This is a genomic window from Streptomyces sp. NPDC047315 (assembly GCF_040643215.1).
Classification (GTDB): domain Bacteria; phylum Actinomycetota; class Actinomycetes; order Streptomycetales; family Streptomycetaceae; genus Streptomyces.
This window is the reverse complement of the sequence record NZ_JBEYTZ010000004.1, coordinates 287,516-305,669: the sequence shown is the minus strand read 5'-3', so window position 1 is coordinate 305,669 and position 18,154 is coordinate 287,516. Positions and strand designations below refer to the sequence as shown.

Sequence of the window (18,154 nt, the reverse complement as noted above, 5' to 3'; positions counted from 1 at the left end):
CCATGGCCGTGTCGGGGACAAGGATAGGGCTCCCGTTGCCTTGACCCCGTTGCTTCGCCTGCGTGGCTCGATGTGGAGGTTCGGTGAAGCGAACCGATAATCGCAGGCAGGTGCGATTCCTGCATCGCTTTTCGCGCCTCTTCTCGCGGGTGTTGTGCACTCGTTATGCCTGCGCCCCACTCATCCCCTCTGCCCCTTGTGTCCGATCGGCGCGCAGGTGCGGTCATACGCTTCAAAATGGCGCAAAAATTGGGCATTCTTCGCATGTGGTGACCTTGGATGCACGGCCTCAGTTGATCGACGCCCTGACCGCCCTCCGCGACCGTGTCTCTGCCGTGCGTCTTCCGCTGCCGTTGCCCGGGGCTCCCCGGGCCCGGCAGACGCGGGACGAGTTGTTGGCGCAGCTCGACGACTACCTCGTACCGCGGCTGCGGGACCCGGCTGCGCCGCTGCTCGCCGTCGTCGGGGGGTCGACCGGGGCCGGGAAGTCGACGCTCGTGAACTCGCTGGTGGGGAGGCGGGTCAGTGAGGCGGGGGTGCTCAGGCCGACGACGCGTACGCCCGTGCTCGTATGCCACCCGGACGACCAGCACTACTTCTCCGGCGCGCGGGTGCTGCCCCAGCTCACCCGGGTGTGGCTGCCGCACCAGGAGGAGGCGGACGAGGGCGGGGCGCCGCGGGGGACCGGGGGCGAACTGCGGGTGGAGAAGGCGTCCTCGCTGCCGCGCGGGCTCGCGCTGCTCGACGCGCCGGACATCGACTCGCTCGTCGTGGAGAACCGGTTGCTCGCCGCCGAGCTGATCTGCGCGGCCGACGTGTGGGTGATGGTGACCACCGCGTCCCGGTACGCCGACGCCGTGCCGTGGCACCTGCTGCGTACGGCCAAGGAGTACGACGCCATGCTGATCACCGTGTTGGACCGGGTGCCGCACCAGGTGGTCGCGGAGGTCTCGCGGCAGTACGCCGCGCTGCTGACCAAGGCCGGGCTCGGCGAGGTGCCCCGGTTCACCATCCCCGAGCTGCCGGAGTCCGCAGGCGGCGGCAGCGGGCTGCTCCCCACGACCGCGGTCGCACCGCTGTACGCCTGGCTGGCGCACCGGGTGCAGGACCCCGCCGCGCGACAACAGGCGCTCGAACGCACCGCGACGGGCGTGGTGAACTCCCTGAACGCGCGGATGCCGGCGCTGGCTTCCGCCGTCGCCGGTCAGTACGCCGCGACCGTACGGCTGATGGGGGCCGTGGAGGAGGCGTACGACCAGGAACGCACGCGGCTGGACAAGCAGCTGAAGACCGGGGCGGTGCTCTCCGGGGACGCGCGCACGCGCTGGCGCGGCTTTCCCCGCGACAGCACCGCGGGGGAGGTGCTGGACTCGCTCGCCGGCAGTCTGTCGGCGCTGGTGCAGTGCGCCGTGGCCGCCGCCGAAGAGCGCGTACGGGAGGTCTGGCGCCGGGACGCCGCCGCGGGCGGGGTGGCGGGCGAGCGGCGAACGGACCCCGAGGCGACCGAGCGGATGGGGATGGCCGTTCGGCGGTGGCGGCGGGAGCTGGAGGAACTGGCCGACGAGGAGGTGCGCGGGCTCGAACTGAATCCGGCGCCCGACCCGGAGACCGTCGCCGCCCTCCTCGCCGCCGCGCTCCTCGGCGGGCGGCGCGCCAAGGGGGCGGGCGAGAGGCTCGCGGAGCGCATTGGGGCACAGGGTGCATTGAGGTTGCGCGACCGGGGCGCCGAGTTGCTGGCGGGCTGCATCGACTCCGTGCTCAACGGTGCGCGGGACGCCCGGCTCGCGCCCCTGGACGCACTCGAAGTGTCGCCCGAGCCGCAGGCCGAGCTGATCGCCGCGCTGTCCGTACTGCAGAAAGTGAGGTGACGGCGGTGACCGCCATCGTGGAGGGCGACGGGAAGAAGGACGAGCGGGAGGCGGCGGAACGGGAGGGGGAGCGGCGCTGGGACGACGGGCTCATCGCGCGCCGCAAGCCCGGAGAGGACGCCGGTTCCGTCGAGCCCGCTGCCGTCGAGGTGACGGACGACGAAGGCGCCGACGCGGAGGAGGGAGCAGAGGGCGGGGCGGACGACGAGGGCGCCGAAGTCTTCGTCGGGGCCGACTACGGCAGGCCCCTGCGCACCCGCCTCGAAGCCCTGCGCGAGCTGGTCGGCCTGTCCCGTACGCGGTTGGAGGAGGGCACGCTCGTCGAAGCCGGGCGGGTGCTGGACGAGGCCGTCGCACGGCAGCGGCTGTCCGCCCGGCACACCGTCGTCGCCATCGCGGGCGCGACCGGAAGCGGCAAGTCCACCCTCTTCAACGCGCTGGCCCAGGTGCCGCTGTCGGAGACCGGACTGCGCCGGCCCACCACGTCGGCGCCGATCGCCTGCAGCTGGTCGGAGGGGGCCGCCGGGCTGCTGGACCGGCTCGCGATCCCGCCGCGGCTGCGCCGTCGGCCGCTCGCGGGCGGCGCTGAGGAGCTGTCCGGGCTCGTACTCGTCGACCTGCCCGACCACGACTCGGCGCTGGTGAAGCACCGGGAACAGGTCGAACGGGTGTTGGCGCTGGTGGACGCGGTGATCTGGGTCGTCGATCCGGAGAAGTACGCGGACGCCGCGCTGCACGAGAGGTACTTGCGTCCGCTCGCCGGGCACGCCGAGGTCACCTTCGTCGTGCTCAACCAGGTCGACCGGCTGCCGGGCGAGGCCGCCGACCAGGTCCTTGACGATCTGCGCCGGCTCCTCGACGAGGACGGCATGGCGGTCGGCGAGCACGGCGACCCCGGCGCCACGGTGCTGGCGCTGTCCGCCCTTTCGGGGGAGGGGGTCGACGAACTGAGGGAGGCCGTCGGGACGTTCGTCCAGGAGCGGACTGCCGCGGCCCGTCGACTGTCCGCCGACGTGGACGCGGCGGCCCACGGTCTGCGTGCGGCGTACGTCGCCCACGGGCGTACGGGCCTCGACGAGCGCTCCCGCGAGGACTTCGCGGCCCGGCTCGGCGAGGCGGTGGGGGCGGAGGCGGCCGGCGAGGCGGCCGAGCGGGCGTGGCGCCGGCACGCCGGGCGGGCGTGCGGGACCCCTTGGCTGCGGCTGTGGCGCTGGTACGAGCGCAAGCGCGTGCCGGGCGGGACGCCGGCCTCGTCCCCGGCGCCGGCGGAGGAGGAACTGACGGCCCGGCAGCGGGTGGAGCAGGCAGTGCGCACGGTCGCCGAGGAGGCCGCTGCGGGGCTGCCCGCGCCCTGGGCGCAGGCCGTGCGCGAGGCGGCGGTCCGCGGTGCGGACGGGCTGCCCGAAGCCCTCGACGAACTGTCCGTACGGGAGGCGGCCGTCACGGCGAAGAGGCCGCTGCGGCCGGCGTGGTGGCCCGCCGCGGTGCTGACGCAGGCGTCGATGACGCTGTTGCAGATCTACGGCGGGCTGTGGCTGGTGGGCCAGATCGTCGGGATGCTGGAGCCGGGGTTGATCGTGCCCGCGCTGCTGATGCTGGCCGGGATCGTCGGCGGGCCGCTGGTGGAGTGGGCGTGCACGGTGGCGGTGCGGGGGCCGGCGCGGCGGTACGGGCAGGACGCGCAGCGCCGGTTGCGGGAAGCGGCGGCGGCGTGCGGACGGGCGCGGGTGCTCGATCCCGTCGCGGGGGAGCTGATGCGGTACCGGGAGGTGCGGGAGCAGTACGCGACGGTCGCCGGCAATGCGCGCACGGCGCTGGGCGGACCGCGGGGCGTCGGTGGTGCAGGGGGCGGTAGGGGAGCGGGTGGTGTGCTGGGGGTGACGGGGTTTTCCACAACTCCTCGGTAGTCCACAGGCTTCGGCAGGGTCCTTCCATCGGATCCACCATGGAGTTCCGGTCGCCAAGACCTCACAGGCGTCGTAAGCGTCGTCATCGGCGCGGCGGGTGACGAGCCCGTGAGGCGCGGATGGCCGGGATGGAAGCGGATGGAGATGCGCGGAAGCGGATGGAAGCGGAAGCCCGGACGGACCGGGCTGACCTGACCGAGACGGGGGAGGTGGCCGTCGTGCACGACACGATGGTGACGGTGGTGGGCAATGCCGCCACGGCTGTGGAGTACCGGGAGTCGGCCCACGGGGCGATGGCGCGGTTCCGGATCGCGGTGACGCCGCGGCGCTGGGACCGACAGCGCGAGAGCTGGGCCGACGGGCCCACCAGTTTCTACACGGTGTGCGCGTGGCGCGGGCTCGCGGCGAATGTGGCGGGCTCCGTGTCGGTGGGCGATCCGCTGGTGGTGCACGGACGGCTGCGGGTGCGCGAGGGCGATCGGGGAGCGGACGGGCCGGACGGGGCGTATGCGGCGTACGGCGAGGCGCGTGAAGGGCCTCGGGACGGGCCGCGGCGCACCTTCGTGGACATCGACGCCGTTGCCGTGGGACACGATCTGACGCGTGGCACTTCCGCATTCCGACGCGTGGTCAAGGCGGCGCCGAAATCGGATATTCCGGAAGCGGTGTCATGAGAGCGGGGCGGGGTGTCGGCCGCCTCTTGCCGCCCAATCGCCGCGTTCACCTGGCGTTTGTCTCCTTCTTGCCGACTTCTTCCCTTCTGCTGTCGTACCGGCTCTGACCTGCGGGAGCCGGCGGACGGGGCGAGGTAGCGGCTGGGGAAGTCTGGGAGATTTGTCGACTCGCAAAGGGGGGTGGGTAGTTGGTGGGGGCATCAGTGATAACGATTCCGATTCGGAATGGTTGTATGACGGTACGACGGGGATCTGTGGGGGTTGGTTTCCATAGGATTCCCCGGTACTCACGGGGCACTTGAGTCAGTAGGCGAGGTTCCCTCCCCACACGCATCATGCGAAAGCCTCGCCCGGAGGGGAATTCTGTGTTTGCCAAGTTCTCTGCGCCCGCTGGGCGTGGACGTTCCACCGCCCGTCGCATCGCCGCCGTCACCGCGGTGACCGGACTCGTCGCGACGGGTGCACTGACCGGCGCGGGTGCGGCCGTCGCCAGTGAGGGTGACCGGCACGTCAACGGAGCCACGGCCAAGCTCGACGGCCTGAAGATCTACGACACCGCCCTGCTGCACTACCCGGGCGACAAGCAGCCGGTGCGGATGCCCGCGGGCGTCTTCGGCCTGACCGCCAAGGGCGGCGGCACGCTGAAGACCTACTGCATCGACCTCCACAACCCGACCCAGGACGGCGCTGAGTACCAGGAGACGTCCTGGGACCAGAGCACCCTGAACAAGAACGAGAACGCCGGCAAGATCCTCTGGATCCTGGAGAACTCGTTCCCGCAGGTCGACAATCTGGCCGCGCTGGCCGACAAGGCCGGTGCCAAGCGGCTCACCGAGAAGACCGCCGCCGCGGGCACCCAGGTCGCCATCTGGCGCTACTCCGACAAGGTGGAAGTCACCGCCGCGGACGAGAACGCGGAGAAGCTGGCCGACTACCTGGAGAAGGAAGCGAAGAACGTGGCGGAGCCGAAGGCTTCCCTCGCGCTCGCTCCGAAGGCGGTCTCCGGCAAGCCCGGCGGGCGCATAGGCCCGGTCACCGTGACCACGAACGCGGCCCAGGCCACGCTCACGCTGTCCCCCGACGCGGCCGGCGCAGGCGTGAAGGTCGTGGACGCGGCCGGCAAGCCGGTCACCAGCGCCGCCACCGGCTCGAAGGTGTTCTTCGACGTCCCGGCGGACGCGGCCGACGGCTCCGCGACGCTGACGGCGCAGGCCACCACCCCCGTCCCGGTCGGGCGTGCCTTCACGCCGCTCGTCGGCACCAGCCAGACGATGATCCTCGCGGGCTCCAGCGAGTCCAACGCGAAGTCGATCGCCACGGCGACCTGGGCCAAGACCGGCCCGGTGCCCGCGGTCACCGCCAAGGAGAACTGCGACAAGGGCGGCGTGGACGTCACCGCCAGCAACAAGGGCGACTCCCCCTTCACCTTCACCCTCAAGGGCACCGAGCACACCGTCCCCGCGGGTGGCTCCAAGACGGTGACCGTCCCGGTCGGCGAGGACCAGGCGTACGACATCACCATCACCGGGCCGAACGGCTTCAAGGAGACCTTCAAGGGCGTCCTGGACTGCAAGACCAGCAGCCCGAGCCCGAACCCGTCCTCCCAGCCCACCCCGGCCTCGGCCGGCGGTAGCACCGGCGGATCCGACAGCACCGGCGGCAGCACCTCCGGCACCTCCGGCTCCTCCTCGAAGGACAACCTCGCGGCGACCGGCGGCTCCAGCGCCACCCCGATCATCGCGGGCGTCGCGATCGCCCTGGTCGCGCTCGGCGGCGGCGCGGTGTTCTTCCTGCGCAGGAAGAAGGCCACTGCCGGGGAGTGAACGCTGCTGAGCGCGGAGTGACACCGCGCTGAAGCGATGCCGAGGCCGGGCGGACGCGAGGCGGAAGCCAGGTCGAGGCGGAGTGAGGCCCCGGGTGCGAAGGCGCCCGGGGCCTCACCCGTGCCCGGCCGGCATCCGTACCGTTGCGCTCGTCGCTCGTCGCTCGTCGCTCGTCGCCCGCCGCCCGTGCGCCTGTCCTCTCGTCCGCCGTCCCTCGTCCCGTCTCCTCGTCCGCCGTCCCTCGGCCCGTCCCCTCGTCCCCGTCGTTCCGGGCCCGGGGTGGGGCGTGGGGTGCGTCCGGGCGGGGGTTACCGGTTTCCGTCGGGGGACGGCCGTACGGCAAGATGGGTGGTATCTCTGCCCACCACTTATCTGCCGGACGGTTTCTCTTGGCTGAGTACATCTACACGATGCGCAAGGCGCGCAAGGCGCACGGCGACAAGGTCATCCTCGATGACGTGACGCTCAGCCTCATCCCCGGCGCGAAGATCGGTGTGGTCGGTCCGAACGGTGCCGGTAAGTCCACGGTCCTGAAGATCATGGCCGGTCTTGAGCAGCCGTCGAACGGCGACGCGTTCCTGTCGCCCGGCTACACCGTCGGCATCCTGCTCCAGGAACCGCCGCTGGACGAGTCCAAGACGGTTCTGGAGAACGTCGAGGACGGCGTCGCGGAGATCAAGGGCAAGCTCAACCGGTTCAACGAGATCGCCGAGCAGATGGCGACCGAGTACACCGACGCCCTGGGTGAGGAGATGGGCAAGCTCCAGGAGGACCTGGACCACTCCAACGCCTGGGACCTGGACGCCCAGCTGGAGCAGGCCATGGACGCGCTGGGCTGCCCGCCCGGCGACTGGCCGGTGACCAACCTGTCCGGTGGCGAGAAGCGCCGCGTCGCGCTCTGCAAGCTGCTGCTCGAAGCCCCCGACCTGCTGCTCCTCGACGAGCCCACCAACCACCTGGACGCCGAGTCCGTGCAGTGGCTGGAGCAGCACCTCGCCAAGTACGCCGGCACCGTCGTCGCCATCACCCACGACCGGTACTTCCTCGACAACGTCGCCGGCTGGATCATGGAGCTCGACCGCGGCCGTGCCATCGGCTACGAGGGCAACTACTCCACCTACCTGGAGTCCAAGCAGACCCGTCTCAAGGTCGAGGGCCAGAAGGACGCCAAGCGCGCCAAGCGCCTGCGGGAAGAGCTGGAGTGGGTCCGCTCCAACGCCAAGGGCCGCCAGGCCAAGTCCAAGGCCCGCCTCGCGCGTTACGAGGAGATGGCCGCCGAGGCGGACAAGATGCGGAAGCTGGACTTCGAGGAGATCCAGATCCCGCCGGGCCCCCGCCTGGGCAGCATCGTCGTCGAGGTCAACAACCTCTCCAAGGGCTTCGGCGAGAAGCTGCTCATCGACGACCTCAGCTTCACCCTCCCGCGCAACGGCATCGTCGGCATCATCGGCCCCAACGGCGCCGGCAAGACCACGCTGTTCAAGATGCTCCAGGGCCTGGAGGCGCCGGACGCCGGCACCATCAAGGTCGGCGACACCGTCAAGATCAGCTACGTCGACCAGTCCCGCGCCAACATCGACCCCAAGAAGACGCTGTGGGCCGTCGTCTCCGACGAGCTGGACTACATCAACGTCGGCCAGGTCGAGATGCCGTCCCGCGCCTACGTCTCCGCCTTCGGCTTCAAGGGCCCGGACCAGCAGAAGCCCGCGGGCGTCCTCTCCGGCGGCGAGCGCAACCGACTGAACCTCGCGCTCACCCTCAAGCAGGGCGGCAACCTGCTGCTCCTCGACGAGCCGACCAACGACCTCGACGTCGAGACGCTCTCCTCCCTGGAGAACGCACTGCTGGAGTTCCCCGGCTGCGCCGTGGTCGTCTCCCACGACCGCTGGTTCCTGGACCGGGTGGCCACCCACATCCTCGCCTACGAGGGCGACTCCAAGTGGTTCTGGTTCGAGGGCAACTTCGAGTCGTACGAGAAGAACAAGATCGAGCGGCTGGGCCCGGACGCCTCCCGTCCGCACCGCGCCACCTACAAGAAGCTCACCCGAGGCTGAGCCGACAGCGGACAGCAAGCGATCGCCACCGGCGTTCGAAGGACAGAAAGCGGGAACCGTCACCCATGGCTCGACACATATACAGCTGCCCCCTCCGCTGGTCGGACATGGACGCCTTCGGGCACGTCAACAACGTCGTCTTCCTCCGCTATCTGGAGGAGGCGCGGATCGACTTCATGTTCCGCCTCCGGCCGACGGACGGCTCCCCTTCGTTCTCCGGCGGCTCGGTGGTGGCACGGCACGAGATCGACTACGTGCACCCGCTGGTCCACCGGCACGAACCGGTGGTCATCGAGTCCTGGGTGACCCGGCTCAGCGCCGCCTCGCTCACCATCACCTACGAGATCAAGGACGCGGAGGGCCCGTCCCAGGTCTACGTGCGGGCCTCCACCGTCGTGGTCCCGTACAACCTGGAAGCGGGCCGTCCGCGGCGGATCACCAAGGAAGAGCGGTCCCACCTCCTCCAGTACCTGGACGGGGCGGACAGCGACGAAGGCGTGCTGGTGGCATGACCGCGCCCGTGCAGAGCCTGCACTTCGCCGACGCGAGGGAGGCGGACGACCTCACCGCCTTCCTCGCCCGGCTGCTCCACTACGACCGTGCCGCCGCCGTTCGCCTCCAGGCCGGCGGACCGGACGGCGAGCCCCGACCGAGCCTCGCGGTCTTCGGCCGCCCGCCCTCCTTCGAGGTGCTGGCGATCCGCACCGCCCGGCTCGGCACCCCGATCGCGCTGGACTCCACCGTTTCCGCGGGCGAACTGCTGGAACGCGTCCAGGGCGTCGGATTCACCCTGCCCGCCCCCGTCACCGGACCGCCCTGGGCCGGCGTCCTGCCGCCGCGCGGCGGCTGGCGCGAACTGCCCGGCCTCCCCGACGTGCCCCAGATGCGCGAACTGGTCGCCGCCGCGGTCGCCGAGTTCCGGCTACGGGACGAGGCGCTGCCCCCCGAGCGGCGCACCCGCGCCGAGCGGGACCGCATCGGGCGGGAGATCTGGTCGCGCGAGGCGGCGCCCACGCCCCTCCCGTTGCGCGCCGTGCACGCGGCGCACTCCCTGGGCTTCCTGCGCCCCGGCGCCCCCGTCGCGCTGCTCACGACCGCGCCCGCCGCACCCACCACGCCCGCGCACGAGGCGCTGTCGGGCGCCTGGCTCCGGCTGCGTACGCCCTTCGGCTCCGTCGCCCTCCGGGCGAACGGGCCCCGGGCGCTCAGCGTCACCCCCACCCGCCCGGCGTGATCGCCCCGGCGGACCCGGACGACGTGACCGACGCCACCCGAAAGAGGGGCCTTCCGACCGCTTGACCCGCCGGCGAACGGGCAGGTGCGCAAGGCACGACGCACCGCCCGGCGCCCGTACGCGGTGCCGGCGAACACGGACCGGTGAGGGAGCAGGGCGAACGATGGCGAGGGAAGGCGAGGGGCAGCCCAGCGCCGTGCAGTCGGTGGACCGCGCCGTGAGCGTGCTGGAGAGCCTGGCCCGACGGGGCGAAGCGGGCGTCACCGAACTCGCCGACGAGCTGGGAGTGCACAAGTCCACCGCGTTCCGGCTGCTCGGCGCCCTGGAGAACCGCGGCCTGGTCACCCAGATCCGGGACCGCGGCAAGTACCGGCTCGGCGCCGGCATGCTGCGCCTCGCCGGCGCCGCGGCCCGCCGCCTCGACGTCGTCCAGGAGGGCGTGCCCCTCTGCCACGAACTCGCCGCCGAGATCGGGGAGACCGTCAACATCGCGGTCCTCGACGACGACGCGGCCGTCAACGTCGCCCAGGCGCACGGCACCGCCGCCGTCACCTCCTGCAACTGGATCGGCCGCCGCACCCCCCTGCACGCCACCTCCAGCGGCAAGGTGCTGCTCGCACACGCGCCCGCGCCCGTACAGGACCGGGTCCTCGCGGTCGGACTCCTCGACGCCTTCACCGAGCACACCATCACCTCGCCCGCGGCCCTGCGCCCCCTGCTCGACGAGGCCGTGGAGCAGGGGTACGCCGTGGCCGTCGAGGAGCTGGAGCTGGGGCTGAACGCGGTCGCCGCGCCCGTGCGCTCGTACGACGGGACCGTGATCGGGGCGCTGAGCGTGTCGGGACCGGTGTACCGGCTGGGCGAGGACGCCCTGCCCGAGGCGGCGAAGCGCACGGTGACGGCGGCGGACGAACTCTCCCGCCGCATGGGGTACGCCGACTAGGGCCCGTCTGCCGCGTCGCCGGGGCACCGGTCGTCGAGCCGAAGCACCGTTGCCCGTCGCGCACCCCGGTGAGAAGGTGGCGGCCACATACGGCGGACCGCACCACACCACGGGAGCGATGCGGCATGGCGTACGACGTGATCGTCATCGGGCTCGGCGGCATGGGCAGCGCCGCAGCCGCCCACCTCGCGGCGCGCGGCGCGCGCGTGCTCGGCCTGGAGACCCACCGGCCCCTCCACGACCGGGGCTCCAGCCACGGCGGCTCGCGCATGACCCGCCGCTCGTACTTCGAGGACCCCTCCTACGTACCGCTCCTGCTGCGCGCCTACGAGCTGTACGACCAGGTCGAACGGGACACCGGGCGCCCCATCGCCACCCTCTGCGGCGGGCTCATGATCGGCTCGCCCGACTGCCGCACCGTCGCCGGAGCGCTGCGCTCCGCCCGCCAGTGGGACCTGCCGCACGAGCTGCTGGACGCGAAGGAGCTGCGCCGCCGCTTCCCCGTCTTCACCCCGGCCGAACACGACGTCGCCCTGTACGAGACCGCGGCCGGGGTGCTCCGCCCGGAGGAGACCGTCGCGGCCCACCTCGAACTCGCCTCCCGCCACGGTGCCGAACTGCGCTTCGAGGAGCCCGTGACGCGCTGGGAGCCGTACGGCGACGGCGTCTCGGTCCGCACGGCGCGCGGCACGTACACGGCGGGACAGCTCGTGGTCTGCCCCGGGGCGTGGGCGCCCGACCTCCTCGCCGACCTGGGCGTGCCGCTGACCGTCGAGCGGCAGCTCACGTACTGGTTCCAGCCCGACGGCGGCACCGGGCCCTTCCTCCCCGGCCGCCAGCCCGTCTTCATCTGGGAGGACGGGGCCGGCGCGCAGAGCTACGGCTTCCCCGCGCTCGACGGGCCCGACGGCGGCGTCAAGGTCGCCTTCTTCCGCGCCGGCGAGGTCTGCACGCCCGACACCATCGACCGGACCGTGCACGACCGCGAGGTGCACGACATGGCACGGCACCTGCGCCGTCAGCTGCCGACCCTGCCGGGCACCTTCCTGAAGGCCGTGACCTGCCTGTACACCAACACGCCCGATCAACACTTCGTGATCGGTCGGCACCCTGCGCAGCCGGACACCACGACGGTGGCCTGCGGGTTCTCGGGGCACGGGTTCAAGTTCGTGACCGTCGTCGGCGAGATCCTGGCGGACCTGGCGCTGGACGGGACCACCCGGCACCGGATCGAGCTGTTCGCACCCGACCGACGGTTCTGACGCTGGTGTAGCGCCCTAGTCAGCGGTGTTGATCATCGAGGCGGCGGCGTACGTCATGTAGTTCCACAGCTGCTGTTCGTGTTCCGGCGCGAGCTCCAGCTCGTCCACGGCGTCCCGCATGTGCTTCAGCCAGGCGTCGTGCGCGGCGCGGTCGACCTGGAACGGCGCGTGCCGCATCCGCAGCCGGGGGTGCCCGCGGTTCTCGCTGTAGGTGCGCGGACCGCCCCAGTACTGCATCAGGAACAGCGCGAACCGCTCCTCGGCCGGGCCCAGGTCCTCCTCCGGGTACATCGCCCGCAGCAGTGGGTCCTCGGCGACGCCCTGGTAGAAGCGGTGAACAAGGCGACGGAAGGTCGGCTCGCCGCCGACCTGCTCGTAGAAGGTCTGTTCCTGAAGGGTGCCCCGCGGAATCTCGTTCACCCGTCCATCGTCTCAGATGACCGGGACGAGGACCGGGGTCCTAGGACCTCCGGCCGACGGGCCGATCGGGCCGATCGGGTCGGCAGAGTGATCGGGTCGGCGGGGCCGAGGGGCGGTGGGTGCTCGCTCCAGGCCCGGCCGCGCAGGACAGTGGAGGCATGGGGACGTACCTGGAGCCGTACACCGAGCCCGCCGACGAGGCCCGCCGCTCCCTGGTGCGCTCGATGGTCGCGGACGGCGAGCTGACCGACCCCGCGTGGCGGCTCGCCTTCGAAGAGGTGCCGCGACACCTCTTCGTGCCGTACTACTACGTGCCCACCGGCCCCGGGGAGTACGAGCGGCTGTGGTGCGAGGACCCCGACCCGGCGCGCCGGGAGCGGTGGTTGCGCGGGGCGTACCACGACGGTCCGCTGGCCACGCGGGTGCGCGACGGGGTGCTGGTCTCCTCCAGCAGCCAGCCCTCGATCATGGCGCGGATGCTGGACGCGCTGGAGGTGCGGTACGGGGACTCCGTACTGGAGATCGGCGCCGGCTCCGGCTACAACGCGGCGCTGCTGTGCCATCGGGTGGGGGACGCGCACGTCACGACGGTCGACGTCGATCCGGAGATCACCGAGTCCGCGCGGGTGCACCTGGCGCTCGCCGGCTTCCACCCGGCCGTCGTCACCGGCGACGGCGCCCGCGGCGTGCCGCGGCGGGCGCCGTTCGACCGGATCGTGGCGACCTGCACCCTGCCGTCGGTGCCGTACGACTGGCTGGCGCAGTGCCGCCCGGACGCACGGATCGTGGCTCCGCTGTCGACGGGCCTGATCGCACTGCGGGTGCGGGACGACGGCCGGGGGCGGTTCGCGGAGGGCCGCTTCTTGCGCACGCCGGCGTACTTCGTGCCGTTGCGGGGCGTGACGGGGCCGCCGCGGGTGGGTGTGGCGGGGCTGCCGAGGGAGGTCCTGGACGACGACCTCTTCCGCTTCCTGCTGACGCTGACGGCGGGCAGCCTGGACCCGCGCGAGGCGCTGTCCTTGTGGGAGCGGGAGCACCGCCCGATGCGGGACCGCTTCGGGGTGACGGTGGGGGTGCGGAGGCAGTGGGCGTGGCTGGACGACCCCTCGGGGCCGTACGCGTGGGAGCTGGGCGACGCCCACGGTCCGTGACGGGCCCGCGGTTTCCCTGCGGGTGCGTCGGTGTCTGCGGGGTGCGTCCTGCGGGCGCGCGGTTTTGCTGCGGCTCGTTTGTCGCTTGTCGCGCAGTTCCTCCCCCTACGCCCAAGGGCACGGGGGGACCCCCACCTGTGCCCTGCGGGCACGGGGACCCCCAGCGCTCCTGTCTCGCTGCCCCGTCAGTTGTCTGCGGGCCGGGCGAGGTATTTAGGGGCGCGGGGAACTGCGCGACAAGCCCACCACCGGCCAGCGGAGACCAACGCGCCCGCAGGGAAACCGCGGGGGTGCCAGGCGGTGCTGGGGCGCCACCGCGCCCCAGCGGGCCTTACGACTGGCGGACCGTGATCGTGGTCCAGGCGCCCACGTGGACGCGGTCGCCGTCCGTCAGGGGGACGGGGACGTATGGCTGGATCGGGTCCTCCGCGCCGTTGAGCGTCGTGCCGTTCGTGGAGTTCTGGTCCACGACCGCCCAGGAGCCGTCCGGCTGCTGCACCAGCACCGCGTGCTGGTGCGAGACGCCCGGGTCCTCCGGCGGCACCGACAGGTCGATGTCGGGGGCCTCGCCCGTGGACTGGCGGCGGCGGCCGATGGTCACCTGGGTGCCGGTGAGCGGCAGCTGCTGCTCGGGGGAGTACGCGGGGAGCACGAGGCCGCCCGCGTCCGGGCCGCTGCGCTGCATCATCGCGAGGAAGTACTCGCGGTCGGGCCCGATGACGGCCGTCCAGGTGCCGGTGAACGCCGGCGGAGGCGGAGGCGGCGACGGCTGAGCCGGCTGAACCGGCGGCTGCGGCGCCGGCGGGGCCTGTGGTGCGTGCTGCGGGCCGCCGAACGGCGGCGCCTGCATCGGCTGCTGCTGATGCTGCTGCGGGGGCGGCGGGCTCAGTCGCCAGTCGTCCGCGGCCGGACCGGCACCCGGGTGCGCCGGCTGCTGGGGAGGTTGGGGCGGCTGAGGCTGCTGCGGGAACGGCGGCGGGGGCGACTGCGGCGCGCCGGCCGGTCCCTGCGGGAAGCCGGGGGGCGGGGGCGGCGGGTTCTGGTAGTCGTACGCGTCAGGCGCACCCGGCCCCTGAGGACCTGGTGCGTGGGGACTCGGTGCATGAGGCCCCGGTGCGTGGGGGCTTGGTGCATGAGGCCCCGGCCCCGGAGGCATCGGAGTCTGCGGGCCGAATCCCGTCGGACCCGGACCCGGACCCACCGGGCCAGGACCAGGGCCGGGGCCAGGACCAGGCTGGCCAGGCACCGGAGGCGCCGTGTTCGGGAAACCCGGAGCCTGCGGACCGGGGCCACCCGGACCACCGGGCCCACCCGGACCCGGCGGGGCCGGGCGGTTGGTGAAGCCCGCGGGGAGGTTCAGGCCGGGCGGCGGCGTCGTGGCGACCGGGGTGTACGACGTCGCCTTGTTCGTCACGAAGTTGAACCGGCACTCCTCGCAGAACGGCGCCATCGCCTCCCGCGGAGTGCGGCACTGCGGACACAGCTCCGCCTGGGCCGTCGCGTTGGGGTCCCCGGCCGGCGGGAACCCGTACCCGGGCCGCGGCGGGGGCGGCGGCACGGCCCCCGCCGCGCCGCCGGGACCGGCTATCCGCTGGCCACAGACGTCGCACCAGTCGTCGGCGCCCGACTGATGACCGTTCGGGCAGGTCGGCATGGAGGCGCCGCCCCCTCTCCTCGTCCGGCCCGAGGGCCGCTGTTCGTTACCCGGCCGTCGTCGACGACCGCCCCTGATTCTTGACGCGGACCGTCTTCGTGGAGCGCGTTTCGAGAGTCATCTCGTCGGCGTCCGCGACCTTTGCTTTGAGTCGCACAGTACCCGTCGCCGCATCGACCACGTCCACCACCTTCGAAAGGAGTTTCGCAGTGTCCGCGTTGCCGGAGGCCGCCGCCAACTGCACGGCGCGCCCCAGTTTCGCCGTCGCTCCGTCGAAATCCCCGGACTTGCGGGCGTCCAGTCCGGAGCGGATCGCCGCCGCCAACTCGGCCTGTCCGGTGTAGTGCGCGACCTGCGCGTTGATCGCGGTGGAGGCGGCCAGGTCGTCCGTCCACACGGCGCGCACCAGCCCCTGGCTCAGCACCCGGGGCGGCCCGCCGTCCGCGGCCGGGACGATCAGCGAGGCGCGGGCCGCCAGCATCTCGTGGCCTATGCCGGCGTCGGGCACCCGTACGCAGACGTGATAGTCGCGGGACTCGTCGCCCCACGAACCCGTCGGGTAGTCCCCGGCCCGGGGGCCTGCTTCGGTGCGGCGGTCGGTCAGGTCCTCGACGGCCGGCGCGACCTGCTTGACGAAGACGACCTCCGCCCCGACCGGGGTCCACAGCCGCAGCGCGACGTCCGCGACCTCCTTGCCGAGCGCGTCGGTCATCATCGCGGTGAAGTCGGCCGTCAGTTGGGCCGGGTCCGCGACGATGTCCGCGGTGCCGAGGAGCGCGGAGGCGATCGCCGTGACCTCCTGGACCTCCCAGTCCGTGCCCACGCCCCGCGCGTCGCAGGTGAACTGCCCCGCGACCGCCTCCAACGCGGCCCGCAGGTCCTCCGGTGACTCGTGTTCGTTGCGGCCGTCGGTCAGCAGGATGCCGTGCCGGATGGGGCTGGCGGCGTCCGCGAACAGGTAGTCCGCGAGCCGCAGCCAGGTGCCGATGGCGGTGCCGCCGCCCGCGGCGAGCCGGCGCAGGGACCGTACGGCGGCGGCCCGGGTCCGCGCGTCCGCGACCGCGAGCCCGCCGTCGGCCGGGTAGACCTCCTTGGCCTCGTGCGTCCCGGCGACGACCGCGAACTCAACCCCGTCCGGCAGGGTGTCGATCGCCGCGGCCGTCGCCTCGCGCGCGTTGCGCATCTTCGTCGGCGGATAGTCCATCGAGCCGGAGCAGTCGACCATGACGACGACGGCGGCGCCGGGGGCGGGGGCGGGTATGCCGGTCGGCGAGGCCGACGCGCCCGCCAGCGGGGCGCCCCCGCCGGCGCCGCCACCGGTGGAGGTGACCGTGACGATGGCGCTCACCTCCCGCCCGTCCTCCGGCAGGAACTCGTTCTGATAGACGTCGACGGAGAACCGGGGAACCTGGGACTGGGAGAAGTTGGCCATGTCAGGGACTCCTTGGAGGCTCCATGCGGGACACGGTGATCACTCTGTGCTGACAGTCCTAGCCGTCGACGGAGATCGTGAGCACCGCCACGGTGACGTTGTCGTGGCCGCCGCCGTCGAGGGCGTGGCCGACGAGCACCCGGGCGCCGTGCAACGGACGTTCGGCCGCGTCGCGGGGGACCGCGGCGGCCATCTCGGCGGCGCCCTCCGCGTAGTTCCACAGGCCGTCCGTGCAGACCACGACCACACCGGAGCGGTCCGGCCGGAAGACGGCGGTGTGCGGGTCGAGTTCGTACGCGTCGGCGCCGAGCCAGCCCGTGATCGCGTGGGCGCGCTCGTCCGCGTACGCCTCCGCCTCGCTCATCAGGCCGGCCGCCACCATCTGGGCGGCCCACGAGTCGTCCTCGGTGAGCCGGGCCGCGGGGGCGCCGCGGTCGTCGGGCACCCAGTACGCGCGGCTGTCGCCGACCCAGCCGACGATCAGCAGCCCGCCCGCCGACACCGCGCCGACGATGGTGCACGCCGGAGCGTTCTGCTGGCGGTGCGGATCCTGGTCGAGCGCGTCGCCGCCGTCCGGGGACGCGGCGAGGGCGTTCACCGCGGCGGCGGCGTCGACGATCGCGTCCCGCATGGCCTGCTGGGGGTGGACCCCCTGCGGCAGCGCCGTCGTCAGTGCGTCACAGGCCGTACGGGACGCCGCCTGTGACGCCTCGTCGGGGCGGGTCGCCGACGACACGCCGTCGCAGACGATCGCCACGACCGCCGGCGAACCGTCGGACAGCGTCGTGGTCGAGATCGCGAACGCGTCCTCGTTGCGGTGGTGGCGCAGCCCGCGGTCGCTCACGGCGGCCAGCGGACCCGTCTCCTGCTCCAGGTGGTCGCGCTCGCGAGGCTGGGCGTGGCCGCAGTTCTCGCAGTAGCCGTCGGTGTCGACCCGGCCGGCGCGGCACGCCACGCACCAGGTCGTGCCCTCGGCCCGCGGGTCGGGCCCGTCCGGCGACGGCGGGGGCGCCGGTGGCTGCGGCGGCTGCTGGGGCTCGTTCGACTGCTCCGATTCGTTCGACTGCTCCGATTCGTTCGGCACGTTCGGCTCCGGCAACGGCTGCTGCAACTCGTAGTCTCCGTCGTTCCGTTCTCCGTCTTGCCGCTCTCCGGCGGTCGGTTCCCCGGCGGTCCGTGCCACGGCGGTCCGCCGCGAGCCGTGGTCCACCTCGACGTCGGTGTCCGAGAGGGGCGCCTGACCGTACTCCGGGTCGAACGCGGACACGTCACCGGTGCTCGCGCTGCTCGTTCTGCCCGCCGGCACGTACTGCTCGGCCGGCACCCGGCCCGGGGCGTCCGGCAGCACGTCCCACGCACTGGGCGCCGAGGGGTCGCGCGGCGGACCGGCGAGGTCGGCGAGGGCCGCGAGGCGGGACCGCGGCCGTACGGGCTCCGCCTCTGCGACGCCGCCCGAGCCCGAGCCCGAGCCCGAGCCCGAACCGGGATCCGGGCTCACCGCGGCGACCGACGGCGCCCCGCCGGCAGTCGGCGACGCCGGCGCCACCTGCGGCGGGAGCCGGTGCGTCGGGGTGCCGATCGCCAGGGTCGGACGGTCCGACCCCGGCGGGTGAGCCGCGGCCCGCGGCAGGCCCGCACCGCACCTGCCGCAGAAGCGGTCCTCGAACTCCACGGGTTCGCCGCAGCCGGGGCAGGAGACCGCCCCGGTCGGCTGTTCGTTCTGCGACGACAT

Annotated in this window: 14 protein-coding genes; 10 read left to right on the top strand and 4 right to left on the bottom strand. The window is 72.9% G+C overall.

The window, feature by feature from the left end; translation table 11 throughout:
- Positions 1-275: 275 nt before the first annotated feature.
- The 9 genes from ABZ842_RS06375 (at position 276) to solA (ending at position 11,765) form a co-directional block, all read left to right on the top strand.
- Positions 276-1,868 carry a dynamin family protein gene (locus ABZ842_RS06375; RefSeq protein ID WP_361532547.1) on the top strand — a complete coding sequence of 531 codons (1,593 nt, stop codon included), beginning with the start codon at positions 276-278 and terminating at the stop codon, positions 1,866-1,868.
- Positions 1,869-2,116: 248 nt separating this feature from the next.
- The gene (locus ABZ842_RS06370; RefSeq protein ID WP_361532697.1) at positions 2,117-3,775 is read left to right on the top strand and encodes a GTP-binding protein; all 1,659 of its coding nucleotides are present in this window, start codon (positions 2,117-2,119) and stop codon (positions 3,773-3,775) included.
- A 158-nt stretch (positions 3,776-3,933) separates the two neighbouring features.
- Positions 3,934-4,449: a single-stranded DNA-binding protein gene (locus ABZ842_RS06365; protein ID WP_361532544.1), complete on the top strand. Its 516-nt coding sequence runs from the start codon at positions 3,934-3,936 to the stop codon at positions 4,447-4,449.
- Positions 4,450-4,886: 437 nt separating this feature from the next.
- Entirely contained in the window at positions 4,887-6,272 is a 1,386-nt protein-coding gene (locus ABZ842_RS06360) for a Cys-Gln thioester bond-forming surface protein (protein WP_361532541.1), read from the top strand.
- 389 nt (positions 6,273-6,661) lie between these two features.
- Positions 6,662-8,326, top strand: a complete 1,665-nt coding sequence (gene ettA, locus ABZ842_RS06355; RefSeq protein ID WP_361532537.1) for an energy-dependent translational throttle protein EttA — start codon at positions 6,662-6,664, stop codon at positions 8,324-8,326.
- Between the two features lie 65 nt (positions 8,327-8,391).
- Positions 8,392-8,838 (top strand): thioesterase family protein, encoded by a 447-nt coding sequence (locus ABZ842_RS06350; RefSeq protein WP_361532534.1) that lies wholly within the window; start codon positions 8,392-8,394, stop codon positions 8,836-8,838.
- On the top strand, positions 8,835-9,560 hold the full coding sequence (locus ABZ842_RS06345) for a hypothetical protein (protein ID WP_361532531.1): 726 nt from the start codon (positions 8,835-8,837) through the stop codon (positions 9,558-9,560). Before ABZ842_RS06350 ends, ABZ842_RS06345 begins: the two co-directional genes overlap by 4 nt.
- 163 nt (positions 9,561-9,723) lie before the next feature.
- Entirely contained in the window at positions 9,724-10,503 is a 780-nt protein-coding gene (locus tag ABZ842_RS06340) for an IclR family transcriptional regulator (protein ID WP_361532528.1), read from the top strand.
- 125 nt (positions 10,504-10,628) lie between these two features.
- Positions 10,629-11,765, top strand: coding sequence for an N-methyl-L-tryptophan oxidase (solA, locus tag ABZ842_RS06335; RefSeq protein WP_361532525.1), 1,137 nt, complete (start codon positions 10,629-10,631; stop codon positions 11,763-11,765).
- A gap of 15 nt (positions 11,766-11,780) precedes the next feature.
- Here the strand turns inward: solA and ABZ842_RS06330 are convergent, their stop codons facing one another.
- A complete protein-coding gene (locus tag ABZ842_RS06330) occupies positions 11,781-12,185 on the bottom strand; it encodes a globin (protein WP_361532522.1) in 405 nt (134 codons plus the stop codon).
- A 158-nt stretch (positions 12,186-12,343) separates the two neighbouring features.
- Between ABZ842_RS06330 and ABZ842_RS06325 the strand changes: the two genes are divergently transcribed.
- Positions 12,344-13,336 carry a methyltransferase domain-containing protein gene (locus ABZ842_RS06325; protein WP_361532519.1) on the top strand — a complete coding sequence of 331 codons (993 nt, stop codon included), beginning with the start codon at positions 12,344-12,346 and terminating at the stop codon, positions 13,334-13,336.
- 331 nt (positions 13,337-13,667) lie between these two features.
- Here the strand turns inward: ABZ842_RS06325 and ABZ842_RS06320 are convergent, their stop codons facing one another.
- From ABZ842_RS06320 to ABZ842_RS06310, 3 genes are read right to left on the bottom strand one after another with little or no spacing between them, the layout of a single operon-like run.
- Entirely contained in the window at positions 13,668-14,990 is a 1,323-nt protein-coding gene (locus ABZ842_RS06320) for an FHA domain-containing protein (protein WP_361532516.1), read from the bottom strand.
- Between the two features lie 46 nt (positions 14,991-15,036).
- Positions 15,037-16,422 (bottom strand): VWA domain-containing protein, encoded by a 1,386-nt coding sequence (locus ABZ842_RS06315; RefSeq protein WP_361532513.1) that lies wholly within the window; start codon positions 16,420-16,422, stop codon positions 15,037-15,039.
- A gap of 58 nt (positions 16,423-16,480) precedes the next feature.
- A complete protein-coding gene (locus ABZ842_RS06310; protein WP_361532510.1) occupies positions 16,481-18,154 on the bottom strand; it encodes a protein phosphatase 2C domain-containing protein in 1,674 nt (557 codons plus the stop codon).

Coding starts and splice junctions, on each gene's coding strand:
- ABZ842_RS06365 (WP_361532544.1), top strand. CDS start 3,934: ATGGAAGCGGAAGCCCGGACGGACCGGGCTGACCTGACCGAGACGGGG.
- ABZ842_RS06350 (WP_361532534.1), top strand. CDS start 8,392: ATGGCTCGACACATATACAGCTGCCCCCTCCGCTGGTCGGACATGGAC.
- ABZ842_RS06345 (WP_361532531.1), top strand. CDS start 8,835: ATGACCGCGCCCGTGCAGAGCCTGCACTTCGCCGACGCGAGGGAGGCG.
- ABZ842_RS06340 (WP_361532528.1), top strand. CDS start 9,724: ATGGCGAGGGAAGGCGAGGGGCAGCCCAGCGCCGTGCAGTCGGTGGAC.
- solA (WP_361532525.1), top strand. CDS start 10,629: ATGGCGTACGACGTGATCGTCATCGGGCTCGGCGGCATGGGCAGCGCC.
- ABZ842_RS06325 (WP_361532519.1), top strand. CDS start 12,344: ATGGGGACGTACCTGGAGCCGTACACCGAGCCCGCCGACGAGGCCCGC.
- ABZ842_RS06320 (WP_361532516.1), bottom strand. CDS start 14,990: ATGCCGACCTGCCCGAACGGTCATCAGTCGGGCGCCGACGACTGGTGC.
- ABZ842_RS06315 (WP_361532513.1), bottom strand. CDS start 16,422: ATGGCCAACTTCTCCCAGTCCCAGGTTCCCCGGTTCTCCGTCGACGTC.
- ABZ842_RS06310 (WP_361532510.1), bottom strand. CDS start 18,154: ATGTCGTCGCAGAACGAACAGCCGACCGGGGCGGTCTCCTGCCCCGGC.